Here is a 12,122-nt window from a genome sequence, read left to right as displayed (position 1 = left end):
TCTGGACCCGGCGCGGCCCGGTGAACACCGCACTAGCGGTCGGGATCGGGCTCGGCGCGCAGCGCGGCGGTGGCCCGCAGCGCCTTGACGATCGCCGGGATCGCGCCGATCAGCAGCACCAGCGCCCAGACGATCGCGATGATCGCGAAGAGCAGCGCGCCCAGGTCGTCGAGGATGCTCACCAGGATCACCGGCACCAGATTGTGCAGGAACTCCAGCAGCACGGTGCAGAGCAGGCTGGTCAGGATCAGCAGGACCAGGCCCTTGTTCTGGAGGAACTTCGGCTGGGCCAGCACCAGCAGCCCGGCCCAGGCGAGCTTGAGCAGCAGCGCCAGGCCGAGCAGCACGGCCGCGTCGCCGACCGGGAAGAACCCCCACAACGCCAGGTACGCCAGCGTGCCGAACGGCGGCGCCAGGAACAACGACACCATGATCATCAACTCGACGAAGGCGACGATCAACGCCACGAACGCCACGATGACCAGGATGATCGAGAAGACCAGCGTGGCGACGCCCTGCACCCGGCCGTGGATCCGTTCGGGCAGCACCAGCCCCAGGCAGAACAGCCCGGTGGTCCAGAGCGCCACCGCGTCGACGAGCGCCAGATAGCCGGTGCCCCGGCCGGACGGCTCGCCGACCCCGCTCACGTCACCGACCTCGACCCCGAGATCACCGGCGCTCTCGGCCAGCGCCGCACCGGCGTCACCGCCACCCAGCAGCAGCCCGGCACCCAACTCGACGCCCACCGCCAGCACCAGCGCCAGCATCGCCAGCAGCAGGAACGGCTTGCGCAGCGCACCCATCCCGGCCTCCCCGCCTCAGTCCCGCGCGATCGTGACCGGGCAGCCGCCGGAGCAGCTCACCCGTACCGTGGTGGCCCGGTCCACGGCGATCCGGGTCACCGCGCCGGTGCCGTCGTCGGCCGGGACGACGTCGTCCTCGACGGTGAAGTCGGCGTCCCCCGGGGCCGGTGCCTCGACGGTGAACGCCTCCGGGCTGCGCAGGATCAGCGTGCGCAACCCGCCCGGGTCGGCCACCCGCAGCTCGCAGTCACCGGTGACGACCAGTCGACCCGGGGCCTCGGTACAGTCGGCGTCGACGGTGCCCGGGTCCACCGCCGACGTCCCGCCGCCAACCCGCCCCAGCAGGTCGACCAACGAACTGCGCGCCGCCAGGTCCCCCCGCCCCCCACCCCCCACCCCGACCGCCACCACGAACAACACCACCAGCAGCACCCCGAGCGCCCCCACCAGCACCTTCTGCCGTCCCGTCACCACTGCACCTCGCTCTCGTCGCACGTCGTCTCGCCGCGTTGATCAAGAGGTTTGCGTCGAAAAGAGGCGCTGAGCCGACGCAAACCTCTTGATCAACCAGGGTCAGGGTCAGGGTCAGGGTTAGGGGGTGGGGGTGGGGTTAGGGGGTGGGGGGGAGTTCGGTGAAGCGGATCGCGTCGACTCCGGCGAAGTAGCGGTCGGTGCTCTGCGTCCTGCCGATCACCACCAGGGTGATCTGGTGCGGGCCCGCCGCCAGCGGCACCTGCGCCACGTCGACCCAGTCGGTGACCCGCACCGTGGGGGAGAAGCCGATGAAAGGGTCACCGACCTGCCGGCCGTCGATCAGGAACACCGTGTTGGCGTAGTCGGGAGCGGTGGTCCGCACCGTGGAGAACTGCCAGACGGCCTGGGCCGGCAGCTCCACCGTCACGGTCACCCGGTCGCTGATCGCCCGCCCCAGGAAGAAGAGCTGGTTGTCCTGCGACCAGGTCACCTCGCAGCAGTTCGGCTGCACCGCCACCGTCGGCGCGGCGCCGGTCGGCGACTCGACCCGGGCGCCGGTCACCAGCGTCTCCGCCTCGACGGTCACCACCCGGGCCTGCGGCGGCGGGTCGTCGTCGCGCGCCACCAGGAACACCACCACCGCCGAGACCACCAGCACCAACGCCGCCGCAGCGGCGATCCACGGCCAGGGCGTACGCTTCGGCGGCGCCACGGCCCGCACCTCGTAGGTGACCCGGCCGCTGGATCGGGAACTCTCCTCCGGCGCGGTGTTCGCCGAGTACGCGAAACCGGTCATGTCGTAGCGACGCGGCGGCGTCCCCGCCGGCACGGCCAGCCGCACTAGGAACGACACCGAGCCCTGCCCGGGCACCACCCGCTGCGGTTCGGTGACGGTGAACCAGGAACGTTGCGTTCCCTCGCCGGGCGCCACGTCGAACACCACCGTGTCCGGCGCGAGTCCCGGATTGGAGACGGTGAAGGTCAGCTCCCCGGCGTTCCGGACGTCCAGGGTGAACTGCTCGGCTGCGGCGACGACGGTCCATTCGGTGGTCATGACGGCTCCTTCGGAGCGGGATCGGGCGGGGTGGGAACGGGGGAGGGGGACGGCACACTGGCCCGGCCGACCGCCGGCGCGTCCGCCACGACGGTGACCTCGGCGGTCACGGCGGCCGGCTTCTCCGCCGCCACGATCCGGCTGACCAGGGCGAGCTGGTCGGCGGCGGTCGGCGGCACCCGGACGACCAGGTGGAACGGCCGGTCGGTCGGCTCGTCGAGGACGAAACCGGTGACCCCGGTGGCCAGTTCCAGGGCGGTCCGCAGCCCGTCCGGGGTGCCCCGCCAGGTCGCCAGCGCCGCACCGTGCGCCACCAGGTCACGCAGCCGGCTGGACGGCAACGGCAGCGGGGCGTCCCGCCGGGGCGCGGCGACCACGTGGTCCATCGCCACCCACCCGGCCAGGTACGCCACCATGCCGTCCGGCGCACGGTACGGCGCGAACAGCGCGTCGACGTCGGCCAGCACCGCCTCGTCCGGCGCGTGCAGCGCCTCCATCACGTCCAGCAGCGCCCACAGCACGCTGCCCGGCACGCAGGCGCGCTGGTAGGCGGCGGGCAGCAGCCGCTCAATGGCCGGTCGACGCATCCTGCCGCACCACCTCGATGTCGTGCTCGCCGGAGCAGAGCAGCCAGGTGTCCGGGACGGTGACCACGTCGGCGGTGGCCTGGTTGGCGCTGGCCGACCAGTCGACCGCGTCGCCGCTGCGGTGCACGCCGCGTTCCCCACCGGCGAGCACCAGCCGGTCCGTCCCGGCGGTGGCGGCGATCGCGTCCACCGGCACGAACCGGGTGCGGTCGCGCAGCGGCAGCCCGCAGTTGACCGACACCGACGACCACTGCGGCTGCGCCGCGACCGTGTCCAGCCGCAACACCCCGCCGCTCTGCGTGGCGGCCAGCGCCTGGGTGCCGCTGAAGGTCAGGTCCCGGCAGGTGCCGCCGATCCAGCCGGACTGCATCGCCTGCCACTTCACGTCGGACTCGAACAGTCGGGCCCGGAAGCAGCCCTGCCCGGGCCGCTTCGGATCCGGCTCCCCGGCGCCGCTCCACAGCAGCGTGGCCGGGCCGTCGTACTGCACCGCGAGCAGCCGGTTGTCGACATTGGCCAACCCGACGTGGGAGAAGCTGCCGGGTCGTCCCGCGTTGCCGGACAGATAGACCCCGAACCCGGCCTGCGCGGCCACCGCCACCCCGGGTACGCCGCGCTCGGAGACGAACGCCCGCACCGCGTAGAAGCCCCGGTCGGCGTCGGCCGGGTCGACCAGGATCTGCAACGGCACCGCACCGGGCAGCAGCGACACCTCGTACAGGCCGGTGTCGGTGGCGACCAGCAACGCGCCCGCGCCGTCCCGGTCGATCCAGGCCAGGTCACTGATCCGCGAGTCCAGATCGGCCAGCAGCGACCAGGTCTCGCCCAGGTCGACGCTCAGGTGCACCCGGGAGCCGCCGCCGGACCGGACCGTGGCCACCGCCACCGACCCGGGCCGGGGCACGATGCCGGGCCGGACCGGGGCGGGCGCGGGCGCCACCCGCTGCACGGTCTCCCCGTCGAACCGGCCCGCCGGCTCCCATCCGGCACCGGCGTTGGTGGAACGGAACAGCACCGGGCCGCTGCCCGCGTACCAGGTGCGGGGTTGGTACTGGTCCGCGGCGATCGTGCGGACCTGCTGGTCGGGGGCCTCGTCGACGACGAACCGCACCGACTCGACGTAGCGCACCCCGGGCTCGGCGTGCTCCAGCAGCCGGTACACGTTGGAGGCGCGCAGCGGCTCGCCGAACGCCCAGCCGGTCGGGTTCAGCGGGGTGGGCAGCGGGCTCAGCGTCTGGTGCAGCCGATCGTGGATACGCCGCCGCACCGCCTCCGCATCCTCCTCCCGGCGCACCACCACCCGGGCCCGGATCGACACCGCCTTGTACCGCGCCCAGCTCGCCCGACAGGTGGTGCCGAGCGAGCGGCGGCGTTCCAGATCCGCCTCGACCCGCAGCCGGGCCTCCTCCACCTCGTGCCCGCGCAGCACCGCCACCGGCAGCCGGCCGCCGGGCCGGGCGTCGTCCGGCACATACGGCACCAGCACCACCTCGACCTCGCCGGGCCGGGCGAAGCTGTAGACGGCGGCCCGGGTGAAGGCGCGCGCCCGACTCACCCCGCCGGAGCCGGTGGCCAGCACCTCGAAGTCGCGGGCGGTCACCGCGCGCTGCTGGGCGAAGAAGGCGTACGGGCCGCGCAGCAGCACCGACTCCATCGCCTCCATCTCCCGGCCACCGGCCGCCGGTGACGGGTTGACCACCTTCACCCCGGGCAGCGGGTCCCGCAGGCTGGTCAGCGTCCCGGCCGCCACGTTGCCGGCGGTGCCGCCACCGGCGCGATACCAGAGCCGCACCTGCCGCCCGGCCGGTGGCACCGCCGCGACCGGGGCGTCGTCACCGGCGGAGTCCGGGCCGCGCAGGTCCAGCGCCGGGGCGAAGGTCACCGTGCCGGAGCACCGGTCCACCAGGTACGCCTTGTCCTGCGCCCCGAGGCCGGCGAAGCTGTCCACCGCCCGCCAGATCTCGAAGGTGCGCCCCTCGTGCTCGCGGGCCGCCGCGCCCAACTCCACCGAGCCGGTCGGCACCTCGACGCCGAGCAGCAGGTCCAGCGGTTCGGCGGTCCGGGCCAGCGGGGCCCGCCCCGCCCGCAGCACCTGCCCCGGCGCGCCGGTGCCGACGCCGAGCAGTTCCGCCTCGACCGGCTCGCAGTGGTGCATCCGGACGGTCACCTCCCGCTGGCCGGCGGCGAGCAGCGCCGGCTCGCAGGTGACGAAGACGACCGGTCGCGGGTCCGCACCACGCGCCGCCGCGACCCGGGTACCGGCCGGGATCCGCAGCGCCTCGTCGTCGGCGCCGGTCCGGGTGAACCGCACCTCCGCCCAGGCCGCCGAGGGGGCGTGCCGGGTCACCCCGAGCAGGTTGAGGAAGGAGACGTACGCCTTCTCCGGCAACTGGTTCAGTCGATAGATCATCACCTCGGTGAGGTGCGCGAACGCCTCCAGCAGGGCGATGCCCGGGTCGTGCGCGGACAGGTCGGTCCAGCCGGGGCAGGACTGGCGGATCCGCTCCCGGGCCTCGGTCACCAGGTCGAGGAAGGTCCGGTCGTCCAGGTGCGGCACGGGCAGGGTCATCGCCCCTCCTCAGCGTCGGCGCCGGGGTCGGGGGTCGGCCCCGGCGGGTCGTCGTCGACGGGCAGCAGGTCCACGGAGAAGACCAGTTGCCCGGGGGTGAGGCTGGCCCGGATCCGGTAGTCCAGCCGGATCACCAGCCGCCACGGGTCGTCCGGGTCCGGCCCGGCGTCCACGTCGAGCACGTCGATGCGGGGCTCCCAGCGGGTGACCGCCGCACGGACGTAGTGGATGGCCAGCCCGGCGGTGGTGTCGTCGTTCGGGGCGAAGACCAACCGGTGCAGCCGGGAGCCGTACCCGGGGCGCATCAGCCGCTCGCCCGGCGTGGTGGACAGCAGCAGGAACAGCGCCTGACGTACGGTCTCGTCGCCATCGGTCATGGCCAGCCCGCCGGCTGCGGTCAGCCCGAGCCCACCACTGCGACCGGCGTCGAAACCCGCGCCGAGGAACCGGATGGCCCTCACCGGTCGGCCCCCAGGAACCCCTGCCGGGGATCGCGTACCCGATATCGGAACTGGCCCGGCGGGCTGCCGTCGGTGAAGCCCTCCAGGTGCGACAGCACCACTCCGTGACCGTCCACGCGGACGAAGTCGCTGTAGCCGACGCGTACCGGCTCGGTCTTCGTGCACGGCTTGACCGTCGCGCCGTAGTTCGGGCAGGCGACGATCTTGCGGCCCTGCGGGTCGTCGGCCACCAGCACCGGTACGCCGACCACCCGCACCCACCCCTGCGACTCCTCGTTGCGGATCCGGCCGTCGTGGTCACACCTGATCACCGAGTCGCGATGGATCCAGCGCATCAGCCACCTCCTCCGTGATGGGTGCGGGCCAGGCTGCGGGCCCGCTCGGCGGCGGTGCCCGGGTCCTCGCTCGCCTCGGCGTGCAGGAAGTCGACGCTGCGGGCGCGCACCACCATCGCCCGGCCCGGGGCGGAGAGCACCAGGTCGGCGGCGGCGTGCAGGGTGACCAGGTCCGGGGTCAGCTCCAGCCAGCTACCCGTGTCGGTGCTCAGCCGCAGGCTGCGGGCCACGTCGTCGACCACCACCTGCTGCCCGCCCGAGGTCCGCAGCGACCAGCGCCGGGCCCGCCCGTCGTCCACCCCGGTGTCGTACGGCGTGACGGCGCCGAACAGCGCACCGAGCACCACACCGGAGGCGGGTTCGCCACCGGGCAGCGCCACCAGCACGGTGTCCTGCGGATCGGGCAGCGCCACCAGTCCCTTGCCCCGGCCGGCACCCGGGCAGAGCACCGCCAGCCAACCCGCGTCCGCCCCGCCGTACGCGGGTAGTTCCACCCGCACCCGCCCCAGCCCGTCCGGGTCGGCCACGTCGGTGACGGTGCCCAGGGTGACCACCGCCGGAGCGGGTGACCCGGCCGGCGGCGCCGGTGGCGGCACGGTGGAGAAACGACTCAGGTATCCGTCGGCGTCGACGGTGTGCACCACCTCGGTCAGCACGTACGTGCCGGCCATCGACTCGGCGACCCCGGTCAACCGGATCCGCCGGCCGGGGCGCAACGCGGGATCACCCTCGGCGGTGCCCTCGGCGGTGACCAGCGCCGCCGCGCGTACGTCCAGCCGGGCCTGGGCCAGCGCGGCGATCTCGTCGTCGCTGCGGCCCGGCTGGTCCAGTGCGGTCCGGGTGCCGTCCGCGCCCACGTCGGCGGGATCCGGGTCCACCGGGGTGTCCCGCCCGCACCGGGGCACGGCGGCCTGCGAGGTGAACGCTTCGGCCCGCTGCGGGTGCCAGCCGAGCGCGGCGCTCCCGCCCACGGCGGTGTCCGCGTTGACCGCCAACCGCAGGCCGTGCACGTCGCGGCCGAGCGCCAGCGGGATCGGCGTGCCGTACCCGTCGAGCGTCAGCAGACGCAGCACGTCCTCGTCGACACTGAGGTGCAGCCCGGCCCGGCCGGTCACCTCCAGCAGCAGGTCGAGGTCGCTCGGGCGGTGGTGCGGCAGCCGGTCCAGCCGTGGCCCGTCGACCTCGGCGTCGACCCGCAGGCCCAGGTCGGCGCAGAGGTCGGCGGCCAGCTCGGCGGCGGTCACCGACTCGAACACCCGCAACCGCTGCCGCTTGCGCAACCGGTGCAGCGCGTCGTACGCCCGGATCCGCAGGGTCGCCGCGCCGTCGGCGGCGTACTCGACCTCGACGGCGGTGACCTCGCCGTTGAACAACGCCGCCGGGTGCCCGTCGAGGCGGACCTCCAGGCGGGCGCCGACCCGCGCCGAGGCGACCGGCGCGGCGCTGCCCGGCCCGGCGGCCAGCGCCACCTCGCACTGGGTGGGCCGGTTCAGTCGGGCGGCCACCCGCACCGAGTGCACTCGTCCGCTTCCACGGCCGGCCAACGGGCCGCCGTCGAGCAGCACGGTCAGCGCCCGGGGCGCGCCGCCGCTCATGCCCCGTCACCCGTGGCGGCGACGGTGCCCGGCAGCGGCGGCACGGCCAGCGCGGTGCCGGGCGGCACGGTGAGCGGGTCGGTGATCCGGTTGTGTTCGGCCAGCAGCCGCCAGCGCAGCGGCGAGCCGAGCGCGTCGTGGGCGAGCAGGTCGAAACGTACGCCGGTGGAATCGGCCGTGGTGGTGCCGTCCCCGGCGGCGACCAGGGCCGTGCCCGGCGCGACGGCCGGCGTCTGTGCCTCGGCCAGTTCCTCGGCGAAGCCCTCCTCGGCCCGGGTGGTGTCCTCGGCGACCCGCACCAGCTTGAGTCGCAGCCAGGACCGGCGCGGCGACCCGGTGGCGGTGAACGCGTCGAACCGTTCCGCCACCGCCACGATCACCCCCGGCACGTTCCAGGTCTTGCCCCAGACCAGCCGCACCAGCGGCGGCCGGACCCAGCCGTGCTCGACCGCGGAGTTCTCCGCCAGCATCCACAGTGGACGCGTCAGCGCGCGCACGTCGGTGGGTCGGACCTGCCCCTCCGCGAAGTCGGTGTCGAAGAGCAGGTCGAGAACCAGTTCGGTACGCCCACCCCCGGTGAACACCAGCGGATCGTCGGCGAGCCCGGCGCCGGTGAGCTGACTGCCGGCGCTGCCCCGGTGCCGTACTCCGGCCAGCCGACTGACCTGCACGGTCTCCGGGTTGAGTAGGCAGTCCACCCGCTCACCGGTGGCGTCCACGAGGAAGGCGACCCGTTCCATCAGCCGCCCGCCTGTTCCCGGTCCAGGCGGCGCAGGTGGGCCGCGGCGGCGTCCTCCGGATCGGGAACCACCCACAGCGCCCGGTCGTCCGGCAACGCCGGCCACGGGTCCGACGCGTCCCGCCCGTCACCGGATCGGACGTCGGGAGCGCCGGCACCGGTCAGGTCCGGCCACGGCCCGCGCGGCAGCACCGGCCGACGACCGGCACCGGCCGGCAGCCCCGCGCCGGGCCAGAGCCCGTCCCCGTACGCGCCGTCCGCGCGCCGCCGTCCGACCTCGCCGCCCCTCCCGGACAGACCGTCCCCACCCGCCGTCCGGTACGCATCGTCCCCGCCCGTTGCCGTCCCCCACCGTCGGAGATGCCGAGCCCCGTCGGGCCCGAGCACACTCGACCGCGCCGGATGCCGCAGCCCGTCGACGTCCGGGCCGCTGCCGATCCCGCCGACCGTGCCGGGCGTCCAGGGGTACGCCCGCGCCGGATACGCCTCCCGCCCCGCTCCCGGCGACGTCGAGTCGTCCGGGGCGGAGTCGACCAGCCGCAGCACCGCCCTGTTCCGGCCCGGCACCGATCCCGGCGCTTGCCGCCGATCCGTCGCCGGCCGCGCGCGATCCGTCGCCGACCCGGAGCCGGGCGACGACGTGGCGGCGTCCGTGGCGGCGTCCGCGCGCTGGCGGTCGGCTCCCTCGACCAGCCGACGGCCCGGCACGCCCGCCACCCCGGTGCCGGTGGGCGCGGTGTCCGCCCGCCCCCAGGCCGAATCCGCGCGGTGCCCACGTCCGTCCGCCCACGGCGTCGTCGCGTCGCCCACCGCCGGATCCGCGCCCGTGCCACTCGGCACCGCCCCTGCCGTCCCTGCCCCTGCCGCCGACGCCCCCGCGCCGTCCGGCGTCGACCATGTCCCCGATGTGCCTGCCCCGCTGACCAGCGGTCCGGCCCCGGGTGCGGCTGTCCCGTCGACGATCCCTGGCGTGAGCGCTCCGTTGGCGACCGCCCCTACCCCCGGTGTGGGCGCCCCGCTGCCGGTCGACGCTGCTCCGGGTGTGTCCGCCCCACTCACCGCAGACGGCGTGCCCGCGCTGTCCGCTGTGGAGCCCGTCCGGAGTGCGCCGGCCCCGCTCACCGCGCCCCGGCCTCCCGGTGCGCCGTGATGGCGCGCCGCCGGAGTGGCCCGGCGCGTGTCCGTCGCACTGGAAGGTACCCCTGCGCCGCGCCTTTGCTCTGCTTCACTCCACGCAACGGCTGACCTGCGGTATCCGGGGGGTTGCGTCGGTTGAAGCAGAGCAAAGGGGGCGGGGGAGGACCGGTCGGTCCCCGGCGACGCGGCGTAGGGCGACGATCCGTCGCCCCAGCCCTCGCCGGGCGGCCGTCGCCCGGCCCACGGATCGGTCCCCTCCACCGCGCCCTCGGCCGCCGGGTGCGGGTCGTCGGCGTACTCCTCGCGCTCGGACGGCAGGGCGCCGGCCGGCATCTCGGCCGCGAGGTCGCGGAGCAGCCCCGGGGCGTGGGCCGCGATCAGCCGCAGCCAGTGCTCCGGGGGACGGTCCGGATGCCGGTACGCGACCACCTCCCACCCGTCCGACGACGCGGCGGCGTCAGTCCCGTGGTCCGCGCCGCCGACCGCGCCGCCCGGCAGGCCGCCGACCGCCGTGCCGTCTGGGGTGGTGTCCACCAGGCCGGCGACACGGTCCACGGCGCGCGCGGCGGACCGGAGCCGACCGGCGACCCAGCTACGCGGGCGTGGGCGCGGCACCGCCGGTCTCCAGTTCCAGGCTCTCGTAGCGCAGCGTCAGCGCCGCGATGGCGATCTCCTGGCCGAGCGTGTTGAGGTGCGCGCCGCGCCACCGGGTGGGCCAGGCGTTGAGCAGGTTCCAGCGCAGCACCTCGGCCGTGCCGGCGGAGTCGAGCAGCACCACCGAGACGTTGCGGCGGTCGCTGGTGCCCCGGGCGATGGTGTGCACCCAGTCCCACAGCTCCCGGGAGGCGGTCAGGCCGAAGTGCAGCGTGACCGGGCCGTACTCGACCTGGCCGGGGATCATCCGGATCCGGTCGTTGCCCTGCTCCCGGTACGGCTGCGCGGGGATGTTCACCTCCAGGCCGCTCACCTCGGTGAAGTGGCCGTTGGTGACCCCGTTGACCAGCAGCTTGAAGTTGTACGCCCGGTACGGGTCGACCGGGGCGCCCGGCTGCGGAGTGGCCGTGGTCGGCATGTCAGCCTCCAATCGTCTCGGTCTCGGTGCCGCCGGCCCACTGGCTCAGCTTGAACACCACGAACTCGGCCGGCTTGACCACCGCGATGCCGATGTGCGCGACCACCATCCCGGCGTCGCGGACGTCGGCCGGGTTGGTCTCCTCGTCGCACTTGACGAAGAACGCCTCCTCGGGCGTACGCCCCAGCAGCGCGCCGTCGCGCCACACGCGGGTCAGGAAGGCGCCGATGTCCCGGCGGATCGAGCGCCACAGCGTGTAGTCGTTCGGCTCGAACACCATCCACCGGGTGCCGTTGGCGATGGCCTGCTCGATGGCGATGGAGAGCCGCCGGACGTTGAGGTACCGCCACTCGCTGGCCTCGGCGGCGAGCGTACGTGCGCCCCAGACCCGGATGCCCTCGCCGGGGAAGTACCGGATCACGTTGACGCCCTTGGGGTTGAGCACGTCGTGCTCGGAGCGGGTGACCAGGTGGCCCAGGTCGACGGCGCCGCGTACCGGCTCGTTGGCGGGTGCCTTGTGCACGCCGCGCAGGGCGTCGGTGCGGGCCCAGATGCCGGCCAGGTGCCCGCTCGGCGGGGTGAGCACCAGGTCGCCGCTGAGCGGGTCGCGTACCCGCAGCCAGGGGAAGTACAGCGCGCCGAAGTCCGACTGCCGGGGCCGGTGCGCCGTCGGGTTACCGCTCGACCCGGTCGTACCCCCGCCCGAGCTGCCGGAACTGCCCGAGCCGCCGGAGCCGCCGGAACTGGCCGGGGTGTCGCCGCCCTCGGTGGGCTTCGCCGCCCGGCCGGAGCCGGCCGTGGCCACCCGGGTCAGCGTCGAGATGTCGTCGATGTCGGGAGCCGGATCGCAGATCGCGACCATCGTGCGGGTGCGCTCGGCGAGGCTCAGCAGCGCCTCGTGCGCGACCGCGTCGTGGAAACCGGGCGCGGCCACGATGGAGATCTCGTCGATCGCCTCCAGCAGGTCCAACCCGCCGCGCTGGCGGCCGCTGCCGGTGAGCGCGCCGCCCTCGCCGACGTTGACCACCCAGCAGCGGGTGCCGCCGTTGTCGAGGAAACCGAAGACCGCGCGGGCCAACGGGGTGCTCTCGAACTCGTCGCCGTCGGCGTAGAGGCGGAGGAACTCGGTCCAGTTGTTCACGGCGAGGGCCTCGCCGAGACGGGCGGTGCGGTCCGGTGCCACGCCGACGAAGGCTGCCGTGCTGGTGCCGACCGGTCCGATCGGCCGGGCACCGGCAGGCACCTCCTCGACATAGATCCCGGGTGAGAAGTAGCTGGGCATCGGTCCTCCCGTAC

The 12,122-nt window shown here is 74.7% G+C and carries 12 protein-coding genes; all 12 read right to left on the bottom strand.

What is annotated here, in order from left to right:
• Positions 1-32: 32 nt before the first annotated feature.
• Positions 33-803 carry a hypothetical protein gene (locus ACZ31C_RS24575; protein ID WP_465797256.1) on the bottom strand — a complete coding sequence of 257 codons (771 nt, stop codon included), beginning with the start codon at positions 801-803 and terminating at the stop codon, positions 33-35.
• Between the two features lie 15 nt (positions 804-818).
• Positions 819-1,274, bottom strand: a complete 456-nt coding sequence (locus ACZ31C_RS24570; protein ID WP_465797255.1) for a hypothetical protein — start codon at positions 1,272-1,274, stop codon at positions 819-821.
• A 139-nt stretch (positions 1,275-1,413) separates the two neighbouring features.
• Positions 1,414-2,331: a hypothetical protein gene (locus tag ACZ31C_RS24565; protein WP_465797254.1), complete on the bottom strand. Its 918-nt coding sequence runs from the start codon at positions 2,329-2,331 to the stop codon at positions 1,414-1,416.
• Positions 2,328-2,918 carry a phage tail protein gene (locus ACZ31C_RS24560; RefSeq protein ID WP_465797253.1) on the bottom strand — a complete coding sequence of 197 codons (591 nt, stop codon included), beginning with the start codon at positions 2,916-2,918 and terminating at the stop codon, positions 2,328-2,330. Before ACZ31C_RS24560 ends, ACZ31C_RS24565 begins: the two co-directional genes overlap by 4 nt.
• Entirely contained in the window at positions 2,899-5,487 is a 2,589-nt protein-coding gene (locus tag ACZ31C_RS24555) for a putative baseplate assembly protein (RefSeq protein ID WP_465797252.1), read from the bottom strand. Before ACZ31C_RS24555 ends, ACZ31C_RS24560 begins: the two co-directional genes overlap by 20 nt.
• Positions 5,484-5,948 carry a GPW/gp25 family protein gene (locus tag ACZ31C_RS24550; RefSeq protein ID WP_449951824.1) on the bottom strand — a complete coding sequence of 155 codons (465 nt, stop codon included), beginning with the start codon at positions 5,946-5,948 and terminating at the stop codon, positions 5,484-5,486. The genes ACZ31C_RS24555 and ACZ31C_RS24550 overlap by 4 nt, the downstream gene beginning before the upstream one ends.
• Positions 5,945-6,283 carry a hypothetical protein gene (locus tag ACZ31C_RS24545; RefSeq protein ID WP_465797251.1) on the bottom strand — a complete coding sequence of 113 codons (339 nt, stop codon included), beginning with the start codon at positions 6,281-6,283 and terminating at the stop codon, positions 5,945-5,947. The genes ACZ31C_RS24550 and ACZ31C_RS24545 overlap by 4 nt, the downstream gene beginning before the upstream one ends.
• A complete protein-coding gene (locus tag ACZ31C_RS24540; protein WP_465797250.1) occupies positions 6,283-7,878 on the bottom strand; it encodes a phage baseplate assembly protein V in 1,596 nt (531 codons plus the stop codon). Before ACZ31C_RS24540 ends, ACZ31C_RS24545 begins: the two co-directional genes overlap by 1 nt.
• Positions 7,875-8,618 carry a CIS tube protein gene (locus ACZ31C_RS24535; protein WP_465797249.1) on the bottom strand — a complete coding sequence of 248 codons (744 nt, stop codon included), beginning with the start codon at positions 8,616-8,618 and terminating at the stop codon, positions 7,875-7,877. Before ACZ31C_RS24535 ends, ACZ31C_RS24540 begins: the two co-directional genes overlap by 4 nt.
• Complete coding sequence (locus tag ACZ31C_RS24530; RefSeq protein WP_465797248.1) at positions 8,618-9,427, bottom strand: hypothetical protein; 810 nt, start codon at positions 9,425-9,427, stop codon at positions 8,618-8,620. The genes ACZ31C_RS24535 and ACZ31C_RS24530 overlap by 1 nt, the downstream gene beginning before the upstream one ends.
• A 919-nt stretch (positions 9,428-10,346) precedes the next feature.
• On the bottom strand, positions 10,347-10,826 hold the full coding sequence (locus tag ACZ31C_RS24525; RefSeq protein WP_449951836.1) for a phage tail protein: 480 nt from the start codon (positions 10,824-10,826) through the stop codon (positions 10,347-10,349).
• Position 10,827: 1 nt separating this feature from the next.
• Positions 10,828-12,108 (bottom strand): phage tail sheath family protein, encoded by a 1,281-nt coding sequence (locus ACZ31C_RS24520; RefSeq protein WP_465797247.1) that lies wholly within the window; start codon positions 12,106-12,108, stop codon positions 10,828-10,830.
• Positions 12,109-12,122 lie beyond the last annotated feature (14 nt).

The sequence above is a fragment of the Micromonospora sp. NPDC023869 genome, assembly GCF_055559695.1.
This window is presented reverse-complemented; position numbering and strand designations above follow the sequence as displayed.